Annotated in this window: 22 protein-coding genes; 7 read left to right on the forward strand and 15 right to left on the reverse strand. The window is 67.0% G+C overall.

The annotated features are described in order from the left end of the window. Positions 1-42: 42 nt before the first annotated feature. From ACFWPK_RS13940 to ACFWPK_RS13965, 6 genes are all read right to left on the reverse strand, one after another. A complete protein-coding gene (locus tag ACFWPK_RS13940) occupies positions 43-555 on the reverse strand; it encodes a methylated-DNA--[protein]-cysteine S-methyltransferase (protein WP_378915346.1) in 513 nt (170 codons plus the stop codon). Then, on the reverse strand, positions 552-2,186 hold the full coding sequence (locus ACFWPK_RS13945; RefSeq protein WP_378915348.1) for a DNA-3-methyladenine glycosylase 2 family protein: 1,635 nt from the start codon (positions 2,184-2,186) through the stop codon (positions 552-554). Before ACFWPK_RS13945 ends, ACFWPK_RS13940 begins: the two co-directional genes overlap by 4 nt. Positions 2,187-2,242: 56 nt before the next feature. After that, positions 2,243-2,437 (reverse strand): YbdD/YjiX family protein, encoded by a 195-nt coding sequence (locus ACFWPK_RS13950; RefSeq protein ID WP_378915645.1) that lies wholly within the window; start codon positions 2,435-2,437, stop codon positions 2,243-2,245. 95 nt (positions 2,438-2,532) lie between these two features. Next, complete coding sequence (locus tag ACFWPK_RS13955) at positions 2,533-4,785, reverse strand: carbon starvation CstA family protein (RefSeq protein WP_378915350.1); 2,253 nt, start codon at positions 4,783-4,785, stop codon at positions 2,533-2,535. 125 nt (positions 4,786-4,910) lie between these two features. After that, entirely contained in the window at positions 4,911-5,321 is a 411-nt protein-coding gene (locus tag ACFWPK_RS13960) for a VOC family protein (RefSeq protein ID WP_378915352.1), read from the reverse strand. 4 nt (positions 5,322-5,325) lie between these two features. After that, entirely contained in the window at positions 5,326-6,168 is an 843-nt protein-coding gene (locus tag ACFWPK_RS13965; RefSeq protein ID WP_378915354.1) for a helix-turn-helix domain-containing protein, read from the reverse strand. Between the two features lie 192 nt (positions 6,169-6,360). Between ACFWPK_RS13965 and ACFWPK_RS13970 the strand changes: the two genes are divergently transcribed. Next, a complete protein-coding gene (locus tag ACFWPK_RS13970) occupies positions 6,361-7,281 on the forward strand; it encodes a zinc-binding alcohol dehydrogenase family protein (protein ID WP_378915356.1) in 921 nt (306 codons plus the stop codon). Positions 7,282-7,362: 81 nt separating this feature from the next. Further along, positions 7,363-8,442, forward strand: a complete 1,080-nt coding sequence (gene ychF, locus ACFWPK_RS13975; protein WP_378915358.1) for a redox-regulated ATPase YchF — start codon at positions 7,363-7,365, stop codon at positions 8,440-8,442. A gap of 68 nt (positions 8,443-8,510) precedes the next feature. Here ychF and ACFWPK_RS13980 read toward each other — a convergent pair whose 3' ends face one another. Next, positions 8,511-9,089, reverse strand: a complete 579-nt coding sequence (locus ACFWPK_RS13980; protein WP_378915360.1) for a TetR/AcrR family transcriptional regulator — start codon at positions 9,087-9,089, stop codon at positions 8,511-8,513. 42 nt (positions 9,090-9,131) lie between these two features. Here ACFWPK_RS13980 and ACFWPK_RS13985 point away from each other — a divergent pair, with 42 nt between their 5' ends. Beyond that, the gene (locus ACFWPK_RS13985) at positions 9,132-9,986 is read left to right on the forward strand and encodes a phytanoyl-CoA dioxygenase family protein (protein WP_378915362.1); all 855 of its coding nucleotides are present in this window, start codon (positions 9,132-9,134) and stop codon (positions 9,984-9,986) included. A 25-nt stretch (positions 9,987-10,011) separates the two neighbouring features. Here the strand turns inward: ACFWPK_RS13985 and ACFWPK_RS13990 are convergent, their stop codons facing one another. Both ACFWPK_RS13990 and ACFWPK_RS13995 read right to left on the reverse strand, forming a co-directional pair. Beyond that, positions 10,012-10,572 (reverse strand): TetR/AcrR family transcriptional regulator, encoded by a 561-nt coding sequence (locus ACFWPK_RS13990; RefSeq protein ID WP_378915364.1) that lies wholly within the window; start codon positions 10,570-10,572, stop codon positions 10,012-10,014. A gap of 51 nt (positions 10,573-10,623) precedes the next feature. Then, positions 10,624-11,727 (reverse strand): agmatine/peptidylarginine deiminase, encoded by a 1,104-nt coding sequence (locus ACFWPK_RS13995; protein ID WP_378915366.1) that lies wholly within the window; start codon positions 11,725-11,727, stop codon positions 10,624-10,626. Between the two features lie 189 nt (positions 11,728-11,916). Here ACFWPK_RS13995 and ACFWPK_RS14000 point away from each other — a divergent pair, with 189 nt between their 5' ends. Next, entirely contained in the window at positions 11,917-12,873 is a 957-nt protein-coding gene (locus ACFWPK_RS14000) for an alpha/beta fold hydrolase (protein ID WP_378915368.1), read from the forward strand. 25 nt (positions 12,874-12,898) lie between these two features. Here the strand turns inward: ACFWPK_RS14000 and ACFWPK_RS14005 are convergent, their stop codons facing one another. The 3 genes from ACFWPK_RS14005 to ACFWPK_RS14015 form a co-directional block, all read right to left on the reverse strand. Beyond that, positions 12,899-13,324 (reverse strand): PIN domain nuclease, encoded by a 426-nt coding sequence (locus tag ACFWPK_RS14005; RefSeq protein WP_378915370.1) that lies wholly within the window; start codon positions 13,322-13,324, stop codon positions 12,899-12,901. Next, positions 13,315-13,533 carry a ribbon-helix-helix protein, CopG family gene (locus tag ACFWPK_RS14010; protein ID WP_378915372.1) on the reverse strand — a complete coding sequence of 73 codons (219 nt, stop codon included), beginning with the start codon at positions 13,531-13,533 and terminating at the stop codon, positions 13,315-13,317. Before ACFWPK_RS14010 ends, ACFWPK_RS14005 begins: the two co-directional genes overlap by 10 nt. A 96-nt stretch (positions 13,534-13,629) precedes the next feature. Further along, positions 13,630-14,229, reverse strand: coding sequence for a class I SAM-dependent methyltransferase (locus ACFWPK_RS14015; RefSeq protein ID WP_378915374.1), 600 nt, complete (start codon positions 14,227-14,229; stop codon positions 13,630-13,632). 121 nt (positions 14,230-14,350) lie between these two features. Between ACFWPK_RS14015 and ACFWPK_RS14020 the strand changes: the two genes are divergently transcribed. Both ACFWPK_RS14020 and ACFWPK_RS14025 read left to right on the forward strand, forming a co-directional pair. After that, a complete protein-coding gene (locus tag ACFWPK_RS14020) occupies positions 14,351-15,217 on the forward strand; it encodes a DoxX family protein (RefSeq protein WP_378915376.1) in 867 nt (288 codons plus the stop codon). A gap of 217 nt (positions 15,218-15,434) precedes the next feature. Next, positions 15,435-15,725 (forward strand): hypothetical protein, encoded by a 291-nt coding sequence (locus tag ACFWPK_RS14025; protein ID WP_378915378.1) that lies wholly within the window; start codon positions 15,435-15,437, stop codon positions 15,723-15,725. Here ACFWPK_RS14025 and ACFWPK_RS14030 read toward each other — a convergent pair. Beyond that, on the reverse strand, positions 15,722-16,045 hold the full coding sequence (locus ACFWPK_RS14030) for a hypothetical protein (protein ID WP_378915380.1): 324 nt from the start codon (positions 16,043-16,045) through the stop codon (positions 15,722-15,724). The genes ACFWPK_RS14025 and ACFWPK_RS14030 overlap by 4 nt on opposite strands. 19 nt (positions 16,046-16,064) lie before the next feature. Continuing rightward, positions 16,065-16,550, reverse strand: a complete 486-nt coding sequence (locus ACFWPK_RS14035; RefSeq protein ID WP_378915382.1) for a MarR family winged helix-turn-helix transcriptional regulator — start codon at positions 16,548-16,550, stop codon at positions 16,065-16,067. A 68-nt stretch (positions 16,551-16,618) separates the two neighbouring features. Between ACFWPK_RS14035 and ACFWPK_RS14040 the strand changes: the two genes are divergently transcribed. Then, positions 16,619-18,055, forward strand: a complete 1,437-nt coding sequence (locus tag ACFWPK_RS14040; RefSeq protein WP_378915647.1) for an MFS transporter — start codon at positions 16,619-16,621, stop codon at positions 18,053-18,055. On the opposite strand, the gene ACFWPK_RS14045 is transcribed toward ACFWPK_RS14040, so the two are convergent. Then, complete coding sequence (locus ACFWPK_RS14045; protein WP_378915384.1) at positions 18,052-18,783, reverse strand: helix-turn-helix domain-containing protein; 732 nt, start codon at positions 18,781-18,783, stop codon at positions 18,052-18,054. The genes ACFWPK_RS14040 and ACFWPK_RS14045 overlap by 4 nt on opposite strands. Positions 18,784-18,833 lie beyond the last annotated feature (50 nt).

An 18,833-nucleotide genomic window follows, 5' to 3' on the forward strand; every position in this document is an offset into this window, starting at 1 on the left:
GCCAATCAGGGATAACTGGACTGATCTGTGGTTCCGGGCCTTTTATGCCTCGTGCACGAGCAACCAGGCCTTGGCCTCCAGCCCCCACCGGAACCCGCCGAGCGCTCCGCCGATCCGCAGCACGCGGTGGCACGGCACGAACAGTGCGGCGGAGTTGCGCGCGCAGGCGTTGGCCGCTGCCCGCGTGGCCGCTGGACGCCCGGAGAGCCCGGCGAACTCGGTATAGGTAACCGGCTCGCCTGCGGGCACCTTGCGCAGGACCTCCCAGGCGTGGACCAGGAACTCGCCCGACTGCTGACGTACGGGAATCGCGTCGATCGCGGTGAGGTCGCCCGCGTGATAGTCGATGACGGCCTGGGTGACCGCGCCGAGCGAATCCCGTTGCCGCAGTTCGGTCGGACGCAACGTGGCGTGGATGAGGCCGGTCAGCGTGCCCGCATCCCCGGTCCAGCCCGACGCGAGCACGGCGCCGTCGGTATCGACGATGGTGGTGAACGGGCCGATCGGGGTGGGGACGGTCGCGACATCGGCGCGACGAAGAGCGGTGTCAGTCATGGTGTTTTCGCTTCCTGAAGGGCAGGTTCACGGACAAGCGCGCCACGATGTTCGAGCGCGGTCTTCCACAAGTGCATGGACAGATAGGAGCGCCACGGCGCCCAGCGGGTGGTGTTGTCGAGGTCGATCCCCGCCCGCGCGGCGCCTTGGCGAACGACCAGGTCGGTGCCGAGCAGAATGTCGGGATCGGCCAGGGATCGCATGGTGACGTAGTCGGCCGTCCACGGCCCGACCCCGTCGAGCGCGAGCAGGTCGCGCCGCAGGTCATCGGCCGTGCGACCGGAATGCAGGACCAGTTCGCCGTCGGCGATCGCCCGTGCCGCGGACACGATGGCAGCTACCCTGCGCGCGGGCCCGGTCAACACCTCGGCACCGTGCTCGGCGATCGCCTCGGCAGTCGGGAACAGCCGAGGCACCGGCCCGTCGATCTGCTCGCCGAGCGCTTCCACCAGCCGTGCGATATGCGTCCCCGCCGCACGCACCGAGATCTGTTGCCCGATCATGGTGCACAGCAACAAGTCTGAGCCCTCGAGGCATCCGGGTACCCGGATGCCTGGTGTGAAACCCAGCCCTGCGCTCGCAACCGCTGCGGTTCCCGAATGTGGTGTGGCATGGTCTGATTCGCCGGAACCATTGCCGATATGACCGGCGCTGTCGACGGAGCGGATGCCGCCGTAACCGAGGTCGCCGATTCCCGCCGCCCGACCGATGCCCAGCGCGCTATCGATACCCATCGGATCCGCATCCAGGTCGAGCAGATGCCGCACCCGCGCCACGGTCGGAGCGAGATCGCGCATATCCCGCAGCGCCAACTCGGCCCGCACGTGCCCCGGCTGAAACGACAGTCGAATAGTCGCGTGGCCGTGGGGGGTTCGCAGGCTGCGCGTATAGACGCCGTCCTCCCACAGCTCCATCCCCGGCACCGCGTGCGCCGAGAGGAACCAGCTCAGCCAGCCGGTATCGAGCGGCTCGCGATACGGCAGCCGCAACGTGAGCAGACCGGGTGTGCCGGGTGCGACGACATCGGCGCGCGGTGATCGGCGTAACTCGCTCCGCATCGTCGTCGGACTCACCGCGAACACCTCGCGCACGGTGTCGTTGAACTGCCGAATGCTGGCGAACCCCGCCGCGAAGGCGATATCCGACATCGGCATCTCGGTGGTCTGAATGAGCAGCCGCGCGGTATGCGCACGATGCGCCCTGGCCAGCGCGAGCGGCCCGGCCCCGAGTTCGGTGGTGAGCACCCGCGTGAGCTGACGCTGCGAATAGCCCAAGGTAGCGGCCAGTCCGGGCACCCCACCACGCTCGATCACCCCGTCGCCGATCAACCGCATGGCCCGCGCGGCCAGATCGGCCCGCACATTCCACAGCGGTGAACCGGGCGCGGCATCGGGCAGGCACCGGCGGCAGGCGCGATAACCGGCCTGCTGCGCGGCCGCCGCGGTGGGCAGGAACGACACATTGACCCGCTTGGGCGTGATCGCCGGGCACGACGGCCTGCAGTAGATGCCGGTGGTGCGCACCGCGGTGAAGAACTGCCCGTCGAAGCGGGAGTCACGGGTGGAGACCGCCCGGTAGCAGCCCTCGAAGTCCAAAGCAGTGATGGTCACGAGTTCCACAATGGCACCCATCCCGGCGGGGTGCTAGCGGAAATCGGCCACCGATCCTCTAGCGGTGTGTACCTGGGTCAGCAGCAGCGATTGGTCGGATTCCGCTCGGCCTCGGCGTAGCGTTCGCGCCAGTAGTCACGCACGGAGGGCACCGGAGCCCCCGGATGATTGCGGCGCAAGTGGGCTACGTAGCGCTCGTAATCCTGGCCGCCGTTGACAGCGCTGTACCACCGGGCGACCCCCCGAGCCGCCGCCCAGACCCGCCTCAACATCGCTCGAGCAGCACCGGCGGTGCCGACCACGGGCACAGGAGTGCGGACGGCCGTTCCACTGAACCGGCCGTCCGCGTCCCTGACCACACGCACACTCAAGAGACGTGCGCCGATCCGGGCGCGCTCACCTTGCCCTCGGCGATCAGCACATCCCATTCCTTCTGCACGGCCTTCTCCTCGGCGGTCGCGACAAAACCGCTGGGGGAGAAGATCTTCGACGGCTGCTCCTCGGATTCGGTGCTCGACACCGTGCCCGTACGGATCGCCTTCACACACACCATCACACCGACGGCGGTGACGATCAAGACCAGCACCGCGAACACGATCGAGAGCGTGCCCTGGATGAAGGTATTGCGGATCGCGATGTCGACCTGCTCCGGTGTCTTCGCCGTCAGGCACGCCTTGCCCGCGTCCTTGGCGGCCTGGCACATGCTGTGCTGCTTCCAGAAACCGAGTTTGGGATCGGCGGAGAAGATCTTCTGCCAGGACGCGGTCATCGTGACCAGCAGATCCCACGCCAGCGGAATGCCGGGAATCCACGCCCACTTCCACTGTCCGCGCTTGACGATGATCGTCAGCACCACGGTCAGCGCGATCGCGGCGAGCAGCTGGTTGGCGATGCCGAACAGCGGATACAGCGCGTTGATACCACCGAACGGATCGTTGACGCCCATCAGCAGCACCCCGCCCCAGCCCGCGACCACGATCAGCGAGCACAGCCAGGCGCCGATCCGCCACGACGGATCACGGAACTTCTTGAACCCGCCGCCGAAGTTGCTCAGCGCGTCCGAGACCAGGAATCGCGCGACACGAGTGCCCGCGTCGATGGTGGTGAGGATGAACAGCGCCTCGAACATGATCGCGAAGTGGTACCAGAACGCCTTCATCGACGCGCCGCCGAGGAATTCGGAGAAGACCTCGGAGATGCCGATCGCCAGGGTCGGGGCGCCACCGGTGCGCGAGACGATCGAATTCTCGCCCACATCGGCGGCCGCGTCGGCGAACAATTCCGGCGTCGCGGGCGGACCGGACAGGCCGAGCGTATTCGTGAACTTGGCGGCGCCTTCCGCCGTGCCACCGGTGAGCCCGGCCGAGGCGTTCATACCGAAGTACAGGTGCTGGTCGATGATCGAGGCGGTGATGATCGCCATCACCGCGACGAACGACTCCATCAGCATGCCGCCGTAGCCGATCATCCTGGCATTGGATTCCTTGGCCAGCAGTTTCGGCGTTGTGCCCGAGGAGACCAGTGCGTGGAAGCCCGAGAGCGCACCACAGGCGATGGTGATGAAAAGGAACGGGAACAGACTGCCGGCGAACGCGGGACCGGCACCGGTGTGCGCGAATTCGGAGACGGCGGGCGCCTTCAGCACCGGCATCGTGATCACGATGCCGACCGCGAGCAGCACGATCGTGCCGACCTTCATGAACGTCGACAGGTAGTCGCGCGGGGCGAGCAGCAGCCACACCGGCAGCACCGAGGCGATGAAGCCGTAGGCGATCAGGCACCACGCGATGGTGGTCCGCGAGAGCGTGAACCAGTCCGCGCCCCACTCGGTTTCGGATACCCAGCCGCCGCCGATGATCGCGGCCAGCAACAGCACGATGCCGATCGCGGAGACCTCGCCGACCGCACCCGGTCGCAGATACCGCAGGTAGACACCCATGAACAGGGCGATCGGGATGGTCATCGCGATGGAGAACACGCCCCAGGGGCTCTCGCCGAGCGCGTTCACCACGACCAGCGCGAGCACCGCGAGCAGGATCGCCATGATCACCAGAATCGCCACGATCGCCGCGACACCGCCGACCACACCGAGCTCGTCACGCGCCATCTGGCCGAGGCTGCGGCCACGTCGACGGGTCGAGGCCCACAACACCAGGTAGTCCTGCACCGCTCCGGCGAACACCACGCCGACGATGATCCAGATGGTGCCGGGCAGATAACCCATCTGCGCGGCCAGCACCGGACCGACCAGCGGGCCCGCGCCCGCGATGGCGGCGAAGTGGTGCCCGTAGAGCACCCGCCGGTCCATCGGCATGAAATCTTTGCCGTTGTCATAGATTTCGGCGGGCGTGGCCACGTCGTCGCGTGGCTTGGTGATCTTCCACTCGATGAACCGCGCGTAGAAGCGGTAGGCGATGATGTAGGTACAGACCGCGGCGATCACGATCCACACCGCGTTCACGGACTCGCCGCGCACGAACGCGATGATCGTCCACGCGATGGCGCCGAGTACGGCGATCCCCGCGAACACGGCCTTCTTCGCGGGCGTGATCGGCGTGCGATCGACGACACCGACCGGAGGCAAGTCCGGATCGGTCCGCAGATATTCGATGGTCGCCATTGACTCAACTCTCCTGTATAACGCGCAGAGCCTCGGGTGAAGCAATCGACAACGTAGCCGATCGCCGAACTGCGACGGAGAGGATCGCACACGTTCGTGCGCAGAATGAAGTTTTGTTCAGATGGTCATTCGCCCCGGTAGGTTCCGAAGCTCCAGAGGTTGCCTTCCGGGTCGGCGGCGCTGAAGCCGCGGGAGCCGTAGTCCTCGTCGCGCAGGTCGCGGATGATCGTCGCGCCCGCGGCCTTCGCCCGGTCGTAGAGCGCGTCGGGCTTGTCGGTGACCAGGTAGAGGTTGGCGACGCCCGGCAGCCGGGTGCCGAAGGGGGAGCCGTCGCGGCCGGTGGAGCCGAACATGATGCCGCCGCCGCCCGGCCAGCGCAGTTCGCCGTGTTCGACGATGGAGTCGTCGTCTTGCCTGGCGTAGACCGCGGTTGCTTCGAGACCGAAGGCGGTGGTGAGGAATCGGATCATGGCGCGGGCATCGTCGAAAGCGAGGCAGGGCCAGATGATGGCGTGGGTATCAGTTGAAGTGTCCATGTGTTCAGCCTCGCGCTTCGAGGGCATTCGGGTCTTGGACGGATGGAATCTCCTCGGCGAGCCAGGCGGTGGGGGCGATGCCCGCCAGTTCGGCGAAGTCGCGGTTCAGGTGGGCTTGGTCGTAGTAGCCGCAGGTGGTCGCGATCTGGGCGATGGAGATATAGGAGGGGGTGCTGGTCAGCATGCGCTTGGCCCGCTCGAAGCGGATGATCCGCGCGGCCAGTTTCGGGCTCGCGCCGAATTCGGCGGTGAACTTGCGGGTCAGGTGCTGGCGGGTCCAGCCGATCCGGTCGGCGAGCGGGTTGATCGAGCAGGTGCCGCCGGTTTTCACGAGAGCGTGCCAGGCCCAGGTCAATTCGGGGCCGGCGAGAGTTTCGGTACGTGCCGCCGCGGTGAGGGCCTTGTCGCACGCGGCGAACCGGCTCGGCCAATCCTGTTGTGATTGCACAGCATCGGCGAGTTGATCGCCGAGAATGCTTTGCGCTTGGGAACATTCGATCGAGATATCCCACAGCTCGCTCGCGGGCATACCGAACAGCACCCGGCAACCCAGCGGGGTCAGCTCGATCGCCACGCCTTCTTGGAAACCGGTGTGCGCGATCATCGCTGGACTCGCCTGCAGGCCGCTCAGGACACAGCGGTAGCTGCCGGGGGCTTGGTGCGGGTCGGTCTGCTCGACGACATCGATCGTCGGGCCGACCGCGACGATGAAGGTCATGTGCCGTGATGGCAGGCCGCGGTGCAAGCCGGGCTCGAATCCCGCGAGTCGATAGCCCACGTACCGGTCGATGAACGCTGCCAGCACCGGCGCGGGGGCCGCGGTCACCACCTCCGTGGTCGCCTCCATACGGCAACGCTACGCCGGGTGTGTGGGATTACCCACGCGTCTGGGGTATCGCCGCGGGGTAACCGAACCGTGAAGGTGCTCTCCGCAATGCGGCGGAGGCGGTGAGATTTCGCACTCGCGGGCTCACGGCCTGTGGAAACACGAGGTCAGCCGGTTAATCTTGCGCCTTCGCTCAATTCTGTAGGAGGTGTCATGCGGCGGGTTCAGTACGAACGCAGCGGTGGTTCGGAGATGCTCGAGGTCGTCGCGGCCGACGTGCCGGTGCCCGGTGTGGGCGAGCTGCTGGTCCGGGTCGAGGCCATCGGGGTCACGCTGTCGGCGATTCGGCGGATCAGCGCCGCGCCTGTCGCGCAGATGCGTGCCGAAGTCGCCGGTGAGGTCGTCGGGGTCGGGGACGGGGTCGATGGATACGGCGTCGGCTATCGGGTGGTCGGGCTGTGTACTTCCGACGCCTATGCCGAGTACGTCGTGCTCGCCGCCGACCAGGCTTCCGCCATTCCCGACGGCGCCTCCGCGGTCGACGCCGTCGCGCTGATGCGCAGCGGACTCGTCGCCCTCGGCGCGCTCGACACCGCGACCCCGCGTGAGGGCGAAACCGCGCTGGTCACCGCCGCTGCCGGTGGTGTCGGCCATCTCGCCGTGCAGCTGGCCAAGGTGCGCGGGGCGAGCTGGGTCATCGGCGCGGTCTCCGACGAGTCGAAGATCGATTTCGTGCGCGAACTCGGTGCCGACGAGGTGTTCACCTACGACCAGCTGCACTGCGGCAAGCAGGCCGACTACGCCCTCGACGGCGTCGGCGGCACCGGTCTGGGCGGCACTCTCGCCGGTCTCGCCGAAGGCGGCCGCGCGGTCACCTACGGCACCGGCGGCGGCCTCATCGACACCGAAGACCTCCTCGCGGGCGGCAAATCCCTCACCGGATTCCGGATCGGTCGTCTCGCCCAGCGCGACCCGGCTCGCTACGAGGACCTGCGCCAGGAGGTCTGGCAGTACTACGCCTCCGGTCTGCTGCACCCGGTCGTGCACGCCGAGTTCGCGCTCGACGACGCCGTCGCCGCACACGCGGTGATCGAGCAGCGCGCCAACCTGGGCAAGGTCGTCCTCGTTCCGTGATCGGCGCTGGAACCCGCCCCGGCCGCGGGGGCGGGTTCCGGTGATTCGGGCATGGTCGCGGACCCGTAGACTCTGCTCCTTGTGAGCCTCACCCTCGGAATCGTCGGCCTGCCCAACGTCGGAAAGTCGACGCTGTTCAACGCGTTGACCAAGAACGACGTGCTGGCCGCGAACTACCCGTTCGCGACCATCGAGCCCAACGTCGGCGTGGTCCCGCTGCCCGACCCGCGTCTGAACAAGCTCGCCGAGATCTTCGGCTCCGAGAAGATCGTGCCCGCCGTGGTGTCGTTCGTCGATATCGCCGGCATCGTGAAGGGCGCCTCCGAAGGTGCGGGCCTTGGCAACAAGTTCCTCGCCAACATTCGTGAGGCCGACGCGATCTGCCAGGTCGTGCGCGTGTTCGCCGACGACGACGTGATTCACGTCGACGGCCGGGTCGACGCCGCCGCCGACATCGAGGTCATCGAAACCGAGCTCATCCTCGCCGACCTGCAGACCCTCGAGAAGGCCATCCCGCGCCTCGAGAAGGAAGCCAGGGTCAAGAAGGACCGCAAGCCCCTGCTCGACGCGGCCAAGACCGCCGAAGGGTTCCTGAACGAGGGCACCACCCTGTTCGCCGCGGGCAAGAAGATCGACGCCGAACTGCTCCGTGAGCTCTCCCTGCTCACCATCAAGCCGTTCCTCTACGTCTTCAACGCCGACGAATCCGTCCTCACCGACGAGGCCAAGCTCGCCGAACTGCGCGCGACCGTCGCCCCCGCCGACGCGGTCTTCCTCGACGCCAAGGTCGAAGCCGAACTCCTCGAACTCGACGACGAATCCGCCCTGGAACTCCTCGAGTCCATCGGCCAGACCGAACCGGGCCTGCACGGCCTCGCCCGCGCCGGCTTCCACACCCTCGGCCTGCAGACCTACCTCACCGCAGGCCCCAAGGAATCCCGAGCCTGGACCATCCACCAGGGCGACACAGCCCCCAAGGCCGCGGGCGTCATCCACACCGACTTCGAACGCGGCTTCATCAAGGCCGAAATCGTCGCCTTCAACGACCTGGTCGACGCTGGTTCCATGGCAGCAGCCAAGGCCGCGGGCAAGGTCCGCATGGAAGGCAAGGACTACACCATGGTCGACGGCGACGTCGTGGAGTTCCGCTTCAACGTGTAATTCGTTGCGCCTGAGGTCGATTGACGTGGCATCAGGCGTTCGAATTGATTCCGGGTGGCGCCGCCCTGTCAGGCGATTCCGAGGGCTGAGGCGGTCAGGTGCCACAGGCGGTCGGTTGCTTGGTGCTGGTCGGCCGGGGGTGTCGATCGGAGTTGTTGGGCGATGCCGTGGCGTAGGCCGCCGATGACGTAGGCGCCTGCGCTGGCGGGGTCGAGGGTGATGGGGAGCTGGCCGAGGGATTGGCCGTGGCGGATGTTGTCGGCGGCCATGGCGCTCATCGTTTCGATGTGGACGGCTTCGAGTTCGGCGAGGTCGGGGTCGAGGGCGGCGCGGGTCAGCAGGATGGGGGCCAGCTGGTCGGCGAAGTGGTAGGCGACGAAGAGGTTGGTGCGTTCGCGTTCGCGGGTGCTCCAGTCGGCGTGGGCGGGGAGGTTGGCGTCGGCGATGGCGTGGCGGAGGCCGTCGTAGAAGCCGTCGTAGATCGCGGCGAGTAGACCGCTCTTCGAGCCGAAGTGGTGGTAGAGCGCGCCGGTGCTCAGCTTCGCCCTGCGGGTGAGCGCGCTCAGTTCCAATACGCCGTTGCCGCGGACCAGTTCCTCGCGCGCGGCGGTGAGAAGTTGTTGACGTCCGATGGGAGCCCGTGCCATATTCGAAACATAACAGAACTCAGTTATGTTCAAGGAGTCGCCGTGAGCAGCGAAGTGTCCTCGTTGGCCGATTTGGGTGGCGATCTGGCCGGTACGTACCGGCGGACCGCGAGCGGTGGGACGACCGTCGATCAGGCTCTCGCCGAGGCGGACCTGGCCGCGGTCCTGCGCGACGGCTACGTGATCCTTCCTGACCTACTCACCCCGGAGCAGCTGGACGGCATCCGCGAATCCGTGCGGCCACTGCTGGATCGACACGGGCGCAATCACTTCGAGGGTCACACCACCCAGCGGGTGTACAGCGTGCTGAACAAGACGGACAGCTGTGATCGCATCGCCGACCATCCGCGAGTGCTGGCGCTGCTCGATCGGCTGTTCCTGCCGAACTACCTGCTGTCGATGTTGCAGGTGATCAACATCCTGCCCGGGGAGCAGGCGCAGATGCTGCACACCGACGACGGCTTCTACCCGATTCCGCGACCGCGAGCCGCGCTCGGGGCAGCCACGATCTGGGCGATCGACGACTTCACCGCCGACAACGGCGCCACCGACATCATCGCGGGCAGTCACCGGTGGGGCGATCGGCTGCCCGCGGAATCCGACCGCGCGCCCGTGGTGATGTCGGCGGGTTCGTGCGTGTTCTTCCTCGGCACGTTGTGGCACGGCGGTGGCGCCAACCGAAGCGATCGGTCACGCTTGGCCGTCACCGCGCAATACTGCGAGCCGTGGTTGCGGCCCCAAGAGGCGTTCACGCTGTCGACCACCCGAGACACCGCGCGCCGGGTGTCCGAAGACCTTCGGCGCATGCTCGGCTACAGCATCCACCCGCCTTTCATCGGCCAAGTCGACGGCATGCATCCCAAGCGGCTGCTGGAACCCGGCGCCCAGGCGCTGTAAACCGGTGCGCCGGAGGTGAAACGGCCTACCTCAATTCGAGCTCTATTGCGCCGGTGAGGAGTTGGCGGGCCCGGGTCAGGTCGAGCGATCCGCTGTGCCAGCGTTCGCTGAGGCCTTCGACCAGAGCGGTCAGGCGTTCGGCGGAGTCCGTGGCGTCGACGGTCGCGGCGACGGTGCCGAGGTCTCGAGCCTCGCGAATCAAGGATTCGACGTCGGTGTTCCAGGCTTCGGTGGTGGTGCGCAATGGGTCTCGGAGGTCGGGGTTGAACGCGGCGCTGGCGCGCAACTCGCCCCAGGCGATGCTGGTCTCGCGGACTTCGGAGGTGTCCTGGAGTTCGCGCAGGAGCATGTGTTCGAGTTGAGTGCGTGGGTCGGTGGCGGGGGTGTCGGTGTAGGACTGGGCACGGTGGTTGATGTGTTCGAGGGCGGCGCGCAGGATGCCTGCGCGGTCCTTGAAGTGGTAGTAGATAAGGGCCGGGGAGACTTCGGCTGCGGTGGCGAGCTTTTCGATACGCAGTCCGCGCACGCCGTCCTGGGCGATGACGCGGACGGCGGCTTCCATGATCTGGGTACGGCGTTCCGACACGGTTCCTCACAGTAGGGGCCGGGTGCCCGGCGGCGAATCCGCCGGGGTGGCTCAGTCGACGGGTTCCTGCTGTGTGGTGCAGTGGATACCGCCGCCACCTGCGGCGATGCCGTCGATGTTGATCTGCACCACTTCGCGGCCGGGGAACAGCCGCGTGAGGGTGGCCGCGGTGGCGCTGTCGGCGGCCGGGTCGCCGAACTCGGGGGCGATGACGGCGCCGTTGCAGACATAGAAGTTGATATAGCCGGCGGCGAAATCGTCGTTCTCGAACTGTTCGCGCACGGTCGACGGCCCGGTCAGCACCTCCACCTGCACAGGGCGGCCGTGAACGTCGGTCGCCGAGCGCAGGATATCGAGGTGGCGGCGGGTGACGTCGTAGTCGAAGGAGTACGGGTCGTTGTCGAGTCCGGCCACGACCACGCCGGGGCCGGTGAAGCGGGCGTAGAAGTCGGTGTGCCCGTCGGTGATGTCCTGGCCGGCGATGCCGGGCAGCCAGATCACCTTCTTGATGCCGAGCAGGTAGTCGAGTTCCTCCTCGACATCGCGCTTCTTCCAGCCGGGATTGCGATTGTTGTCGATCACGCAGCTCTCGGTGATGATCGCGGTGCCCTCGCCGTCGACCTCGAGCGCGCCGCCTTCGAGCACCAGATCGGTGTGGCGAGTGTCGACGCCCGCGCGGCGGGTGACGAACTCGGCGACCTTCGCGTCGGCGCGGTGTGCTTGCTTGTCGCCCCAGCCGTTGAAGTTGAAATCCACACCGGCCTTGGCGTTTCCGCTCCGGACGAACACCGGGCCGGTATCGCGCATCCACAGGTCGTCGAGGTCGGTGGGGATCAGTTCCACGTTCGCGGTGCCGATCAGGCGCTGTGCCTGGGCCAGTTCGCCGGGGCGCACCAGCATGGCGACCGGTTCGAAGCGGGCGATCGTGGTGGCGATGGTGGCCAGATTGCGCTGCACCTCGGGGACCAGGTCGGCACCCCAGATCCGTTCATCGGCCACGAAGGCCATCCAGGTGCGCTTGTGCGGCTGCCCTTCCTCGGGCATGAGCCAGGTCCTTCCGTCGTCGTCGACCTGCGTGCTGGTGTCGTCACAACCGGCCCACAGCACACTGCTGAGCGCGGCCATCGTGGTCTGGACGAATGTGCGTCGTCGCATTTGTTTTCTCCTTCCGACTACCATCACCATGAATCCTGACTGAAAATTTAGTCAAGGATCGTGACGGGTAGCACCTAGGTGGTGTTCTGCGCACCCTCGGGGGAGCGGCCCCAGCACTCGGGGTCCTGATAGCGGCACCTGATCAGGCGCAGAGTTGATGCTGTCACCGCACGCGAGCCGGAGGTTCCGATGTCGATCATCAGCTCAATCGCCCACTCGGACGAGCGTCGTGTTTCGGTGTCGACCGGTGACGGTGTGCAGCTCGCGGTTCGTGAATACGGTCGGCGATACGCGGACCTGACGGTTGTCCTGATTCATGGGCATTGCCTGCGGACCGAGTCGTGGACGGATGTGCGGGACGCGCTGTTGCGCGAGCACTCCGGTGCCAAGGTCGTCTGCTACGACCATCGCGGGCACGGTGACTCCGCCGTGGCGTCGAGGCAGACCTACAACATCGAACAGCTCGGTCGTGATCTGCACGAGGTGCTCGACGTCGTCGCCCCGACCGGCCCGGTTGTGCTGGTCGGGCATTCGATGGGTGGCATGACCGTGCTGACCTACGTCGACCAGTACCGGCACGAGGTCGGGACCCGCATCGTCGGCGCCGGACTCATCGCCACCGCCGCGAGCGGGCTCGCCGACGCCGGCTTCGGGCGGCTGCTGCGCAGTCCGATCATCGCCGGCTTCCAGGCGGCGGTACGGCGCGCACCGCGCCTGATGCAGCACGCGAAGGTGCTGTCCTGCAAGGTTTTCGCCCCGGTGGTGCGCACCGCCGAGTTCGGTGACCGCAAGGTCAGCCAGCGTGTGCTCGCGCTGGCCGAGGCGATGCACAACGCGACGTCGATCGTGACCATGGCCAGCTTCCTGAGCGCCTTCAAGACCTTCGACCGCACCGCCGCCCTGACCACGCTCTCGACCATCCCCACCCTGATCCTGTGCGGCTCCGCCGACCTGATGACACCCCCGTCCCATTCCGTCGCCATGGCCGCCGCCGTCGACTACGCGGACTTCGTGCAGATCGACGGCGCGGGCCACTCGGTGATCTTCGAGCAGCCCGCCCAGGTCGCCGAGGCCATCGCCCGCCTGGTCGGCCGCGCGGCACGCACCGACCGACCCGAGCGCGCCCAGTTGGCCCTCGCCGCCTGAGGCGCTCAACGGCTGCGATGCAGTGTCAGCTGTCGTCGAACTGGAGTCGCTGCACGGGTTGGCCGGTGAAATCGGCGATGAGTTCGAAGTCCTTGTCGGCATGTAGGACGGTGAGTTTCGCGCGCTCGGCGATCGCGGCGATCAGCAGATCGGGAATTGACGGGGCCCGGTGCTGTCCCCGCGTGGCTAGCTCCCGGAGGACTTGCAGCGCGCGGTCTTCCGAAGTGGGCGTCTGGTATTCGACCGGCATGTTCGCGAGCGGGGGCAGGTCGAGCAGCTTGGCGAGGTCTTTCGCGGTGCGAGCGGAGTAGCCGGTTTCCAGCAGGGTGACGGTCGCGATGCGAACCATCCCGCGTTCGATGCGGTCGGCCCACACGTGCGCGTCCGGTGCGGCGCCGATGCGAACGAGGGCGGACTTGTCGATCAGCCAAGGGCGCGGGCTCACGACCATGCGCGCCCCATGACCTCGGGGTTGTCCAGATCTTGTGCGAGCTCGGCAACCCGATTCAGGTCGCCGACGGTGACGGGCACGATTCGCTGAAAGTCCCGCACCAGCCAGCGCCGTAAGAACTCCCCCCGGGATATCCCCAACTCGCGGGCGCGCTGGTCGACTTCTTCGATCGCGGATTCGGGGACGTCACGAATGAGGATATCTGTCATGGTCACTACCTCCTGATATCAATGATATCAGCAGGTAGTGGGTTGCCCGAGACGAACAAGCAGATCGTCGCCGCCGTCATCGGCGGTCGATCGGCTTCACGACTTGGCTACAGCCAGGGCTGAATGAGGGCGGATGTCGCCGGATGCTGGGTGGTGCAGGCGGGCTAGTTCGGTGAAGCCGGCTGTGTGGAGGGTTTCGGCGAGGTGGTCGGTGGGCCAGCGGTAGGCGGTGGTCACTTTGTGGGGGAAGGTTTCGACGGCTTCGGTGGCTTCGAAGAAGCCGATGACCAGGCGGCCACCGGGGGTGAGAACGCGGTGGAATTCGGCCAGCACGGTGGGGAGTTCGATGGGGTCGAGGTGTATGAGGGAGAACCAGGCCAGCAGGCCGTGGATGGATTCGGTGGGGGCGTCGATGGCGCGGAGTGAGCCGAGTTCGAAGGGGATAGCCGGGTATGTCGATCGCGCGTGGGCGATGAATTCGGGGACCAGGTCGATGCCGGTCGTGGTGATGCCCGCGTCGGTGAGGAATTTGGTGAACTGGCCGGGGCCGCAGCCGAGGTCGAGGACGGGGCCGGGAGCCAGGTGCGTTTGGGCGAAGGCGGTGTCTTCGGGCGCTAGGTCGGTGGGGGAGCCGAAAAGGTCGATGTAGAGGGTATGGATGGCGGTGTAGGCGGCTTGGACGGTGTTGTCTGGCACCCGCTCGACGGTAGTCACTGGACAGGGCATGCCCGGTTCCGTCCATCGTTTGTCCTCGGGAGACCCGGGTAGTCGAATGTAGGGAGCCGTTTTCCCAGTCGTAGACACGAAGGGATCGACGATGCCGATCAAGCCTGTTCGACGCATTGCTCGCGCGCTGCTGGGGACCACATTCGTGGCCGCAGGAGTGAACGGGTTGATGAATCAGAAGCCCCGAGCCGACGCCGCGACCGCGCTGGCCGAGAAGGGCAGAACCGGTCTGCCCGACGCGCTGGCGGCGCGGGTGCCCGACGATCCGAGTCAATTCGTGCGCATCAACTCCGCGGCGCAGGTTGTGGGTGGGTTGTTGCTGGCCAGTGGACGGGCACCGCGGCCCGCGGCGCTCCTGCTCGCCGTGACCGTCGTGCCGGGGACCATCACCGAGCAGGACTTCTGGGCCGAGAACGACCCAGACCGGAAGGCTGCCAAGCGGGTGGGCTTCCTGAAGGATCTCGGGCTGCTCGGCGGGTTGATGATCGCGGCGTCCGATACCGAGGGCAAGCCGTCGCTGGGGTGGCGGGCTCGCAAGGCGTTCTCGCGTGAGGAACCGCGCATCGCGGCCGAGGGTGCCGCGCTCGCGGCGGCGGCCAAGGTTCGGGGTGCGCAGATCGCCGATGTGGCCCATGAGCAGGGTGGACATCTCGCGGTAGCCGCGAGCGAGCGTAGTTCTCAGCTGGCCGAGATCGCCCGGGAACGTGGGCCGCAACTGGCCGAGGCGATTCGCAACCGCGGCGCGCATCTGGTCGAGGTCGCCAAGGAGCGCGGCCCAGAGGTCGCCGAGGTGGCGCGGACCAAAGGCGCGCACTTCGCCGAAGTCGCCAAGGAGCGCGGCCCCGTACTGGCCGAATCGGCCCGGACGCGTGGATCGCACCTGGTAGACGTCGCCAGGGAACGCGGCTCCGACTTGGCGGACGCGGCCCGCGAGCGTGTCGACAACCGCGCGTCCTGACGGGCGAACAACACCGGTCGGTACGCGAATGCCCCGACAACCATGGTCTGGTGCGCCGATGTAATTGTGGCGCACCATAGACGTGGGGTCGGGCAACCCGACGAACTCACCGCACAGGCCGATCATTCGAGCAATCCGGGCGAATTAGGTTTGGCGGTGAGTTCTGGTGTGAATACTGGGCATTCGCAATGCATTTCGACAGAGTGGGATCCATCTGATGTTGTCCGGTCGTGAAACGTCCAAGCCGTACGCCGTTCGAGTCGCAGGGGTGGGAGCGGCGGTGCTGATCGGACTGCTCGGTTCGGCGGGAACCGCTGCGGCACTTCCGGGTTCGGGCTCGGCATCGGGTTCGGCCAGTGGTTCCGCGGACTTGGCATCGGGTTCGGCGTCCGGCTCGTCGTCGGTCGGTCCGGCGACGGCGGCCGGTGCCTACCTCACGTGGCAGTCGACGCAGTTCATCCACAACACCCTGCGCATGCTGCTGTCGATCCCGATGCGCAACATCTAGTTCCAGGTCTTTTCCCAGCGCTCGGCCGCCCAGTCGCGCACCTCGCCGCTGAGCAGAATCGCGGGCAGCAGTAGCGCGAAGCCGATCAGCAGGATCGCCAGCCGCACCCACACGCTGAGTTCGCCGAGGGCGCGCAGCAGTGCGGGCAGGATGCAGACCACGGCGAGCGCGACGAGGATGATCGCCGCGAGATTGTGTCCGGGTCCGGCGATCAGCGCGGCGCAGATGCCGAAGCACAGACCGAGGACCAGTCCGCCGACGCCGACGAAGTAGTTGTCCCAGGAAAGCCAGCTCGGGCGGGTAGACCGGTGAGTGACCACGCCGGGGAGCTTAGCGCGATCAGCTATCGGTGTGCGGCGGTCTGGGCCACGGGTTCTGCTCCAGCTGTTCGACCGACCGATTGAACTTGCGCATCAGCCTGCTGAGCTCGGTGACATCGTCGTCGTCCCAGTCGGCGACGACCTTGCCGATGTCGCTGGTGCGGTGCCGCCGGTCCGCCGCGAGCGCGGCCTTACCGTCGGCGGTGGTCTTGACCTTGCGGGCGACGCCGCCGTCCGGATCGGGAACCCGCTGCACCAATTCCTGTTTCAGCATCGCCCCGACCTGCCGGTTGATGGTGGAGATGTCGAGCTGGAACGACTCCGACAGCTCGCGCAGGCTCAGCGGTTCACCGAGGTCCAGCCGGGTCAGGATGAGAAACGCCGAACGGTCGAGCAGGAAACCGGGGCGCCTTCGGGTGGTCGTGGGGAAGTGCCGCGAGATCAGGTTCAGCTCGAACACCAGGCGGGTGAACGGGGTGTCATCGGCGGCGCCGGAATCGGACATGTGCCAACTATGTCGCGTGGGTCACCCCGGAGCCAAATTGTGTACTATGCACATGCTGTGTACCGTCCATATTTGTGTCTGTAACTGCCGCCGACGTCTCCCCGGCCACCTCCGAAACCCGCCGCCCGGCCCCGGCCGTGCTGATCGCGGTGCTCAGCACGGTCGGCATCGTCGTCTCGCTCATGCAGACGCTGGTCATCCCGATCATTCCGTCGCTGCCGACCCTGCTGAACACCTCGGCGTCCAATGCCTCCTGGGTGGTCACGGCCACGCTGCTGGCGGGCGCGGTGTCGACGCCGATCGCCGGACGGCTCGGCGACATGTTCGGCAAGCGGCTCATCCTCGTCTGCAATCTCGGCTTCATGGTCGTCGGCTCGGTGGTCTGCGCGACCGCGAACTCGCTGCTGCCCGAGGTGATCGGCCGGTCGCTGCAGGGCATCGCGGTGGGCGCGATCCCGCTGGGGATCAGCATCATGCGCGACGAGCTCAGGCCCGAGAAGGTCGGCGGCGCGATGGCGGTGATGAGCGCGACCCTCGGTGTCGGCGGTGCCATCGGCCTGCCGTTCTCGGCGCTGATCGCGCAGAACGCGAACTGGCACGTGCTGTTCTGGACCGCGGCCGGGCTCGGTGTGCTGTGCGCGGTGCTGGTGTTGGTGTTCGTGCCGGAGTCGCCGGTGCGCACGCCGTCGCGCTTCGATTTCGGTGGTGCGGTCGGGCTGTCGATCGCCCTGCTCACCTTGCTGATCGGCATCACCAAGGGCGCCGACTGGGGCTGGGCGAGTGGCTCGATCCTCGCGCTGTTCGGTCTGTCGCTGGCGAGTTTCCTCGGCTGGGGCGCCTATGAGCTGCGCCGGCCCTCTCCACTGGTCGACCTGCGGGTGTCGGCTCGCCCCCGCGTGCTGTTCACCAATATGGCCTCGATCGCGGTCGGCTTCTCGCTCTACGGCATGTCGCTGACGTTCCCGCAGTTGCTGATGGCGCCCGAGGAAACCGGCTACGGGTTCGGGCTGTCGATGGTGGTCGCGGGTCTGGCGATGGCGCCGACCGGTCTGGTGATGATGCTGCTGTCCCCGGTCTCGGCGCGGCTGTCGGCGAAGAAGGGTCCCAAGCTGACGCTGGCCCTCGGTTCCACGGTGATCGCGGTCGGCTACCTGTGTGCGGTGGTCATGATGGACAGCGTCTGGCAGATCGTGCTGTCGTCGGTGATCGTCGCCGGTGGCGTCGGCCTTGCCTACGCCGCGATGCCCGCGCTGATCATGGGCGCGGTCCCGATCACCGAGACCGCGGCCGCCAACGGCCTGAACTCGCTGATGCGCTCGATCGGCACCTCCACCTCGGCCGCGGTGATGGGCGTGGTGCTCGCGCACATGACGATCAACCTCGGCCCGCACGTGCTGCCGTCGCGAGAGGGTTTCCACACCGCCTTCTTCATCGCGATGGCCGGTGCGGTGGCCGCGATCGTGCTGACGGCCTGCATTCCGCTGGGCAAGGCCGACAAGAACTAGATCGCCGGGCAGAAAGTGATCAGCGACCACTCCCTGCGTGGGTGCGCGAACTCGAAATTGAGCATGGACATGCTGGTCGGCGCCCCGGTGCCGGGATCGCGTAGCGTCAGGACCGGGCTGTCGATGTCGCTCGGCTGTTGCGGTTCGGTGGTCCACAGGTGGTCCCACTCCGGTGCTGCCGAGCACGCCGCGACGAGTTCGTCGATCCGCTGCCGCGGCACCACGCCCGGGCTCATCACCCGGAACCCGTAGACAATCAGATGGATCTGCTTTTCCCACTCGATGACCACCGTGCGCGAGATCGGGTCGAGCAGCATCCATTCGAGCAAGGTGGTGCCAGGAACCAGCCCGGGAAAGAACCGCTCCCACGCCGCGTTCACGGCGAGCACATCGAAGGTCGGGTACACCTGCACGCTGGCCGGGTGGGGCAGGCTGTGCAGCAGAACCAGATCCGCCGCGGGCAGGTCGGTGAGCTGGGTGGGTGCCGGTTCGTCGTAGCGATGCGACAGCGACAGCGCGACGAGGTGGTTGCGGAACACGTCGGGCACGTCCAGCGCGTCGAACAGCGCGGTCAGCGACTCCAGAGTCGGTACGCGCGTGCCCTGTTCGATCTTCTGGATGAGCGCGGGCGAGATGCCTGCCGCCTCGCTCAGCGCCGCCCTGGTCAGTCCCGACGATTCGCGGCGTTCGCGCAGATACCGCGCAATCGGCGCGTGCGGGTCTTCCACGTGGCGTTCCTCTTTCGGTCAGTGGGACAAATTGGGACAGTCGTCTAGCT

It is taken from the genome of Nocardia sp. NPDC058519 (genome assembly GCF_042719755.1).
In the GTDB taxonomy this organism is placed as follows: domain Bacteria; phylum Actinomycetota; class Actinomycetes; order Mycobacteriales; family Mycobacteriaceae; genus Nocardia.

Coding starts and splice junctions, on each gene's coding strand:
- ACFWPK_RS14020 (WP_378915376.1), top strand. CDS start 14,351: ATGCCGATCAAGCCTGTTCGACGCATTGCTCGCGCGCTGCTGGGGACC.
- ACFWPK_RS13960 (WP_378915352.1), bottom strand. CDS start 5,321: ATGGACACTTCAACTGATACCCACGCCATCATCTGGCCCTGCCTCGCT.
- ACFWPK_RS14010 (WP_378915372.1), bottom strand. CDS start 13,533: ATGACAGATATCCTCATTCGTGACGTCCCCGAATCCGCGATCGAAGAA.
- ACFWPK_RS14000 (WP_378915368.1), top strand. CDS start 11,917: ATGTCGATCATCAGCTCAATCGCCCACTCGGACGAGCGTCGTGTTTCG.
- ACFWPK_RS13950 (WP_378915645.1), bottom strand. CDS start 2,437: ATGTTGAGGCGGGTCTGGGCGGCGGCTCGGGGGGTCGCCCGGTGGTAC.
- ACFWPK_RS13980 (WP_378915360.1), bottom strand. CDS start 9,089: ATGGCACGGGCTCCCATCGGACGTCAACAACTTCTCACCGCCGCGCGC.
- ACFWPK_RS13945 (WP_378915348.1), bottom strand. CDS start 2,186: ATGGGTGCCATTGTGGAACTCGTGACCATCACTGCTTTGGACTTCGAG.
- ACFWPK_RS13940 (WP_378915346.1), bottom strand. CDS start 555: ATGACTGACACCGCTCTTCGTCGCGCCGATGTCGCGACCGTCCCCACC.
- ACFWPK_RS13955 (WP_378915350.1), bottom strand. CDS start 4,785: ATGGCGACCATCGAATATCTGCGGACCGATCCGGACTTGCCTCCGGTC.
- ACFWPK_RS13995 (WP_378915366.1), bottom strand. CDS start 11,727: ATGCGACGACGCACATTCGTCCAGACCACGATGGCCGCGCTCAGCAGT.
- ACFWPK_RS14025 (WP_378915378.1), top strand. CDS start 15,435: ATGTTGTCCGGTCGTGAAACGTCCAAGCCGTACGCCGTTCGAGTCGCA.
- ACFWPK_RS14035 (WP_378915382.1), bottom strand. CDS start 16,550: ATGTCCGATTCCGGCGCCGCCGATGACACCCCGTTCACCCGCCTGGTG.
- ACFWPK_RS13965 (WP_378915354.1), bottom strand. CDS start 6,168: ATGGAGGCGACCACGGAGGTGGTGACCGCGGCCCCCGCGCCGGTGCTG.
- ACFWPK_RS14005 (WP_378915370.1), bottom strand. CDS start 13,324: ATGGTCGTGAGCCCGCGCCCTTGGCTGATCGACAAGTCCGCCCTCGTT.
- ACFWPK_RS13970 (WP_378915356.1), top strand. CDS start 6,361: ATGCGGCGGGTTCAGTACGAACGCAGCGGTGGTTCGGAGATGCTCGAG.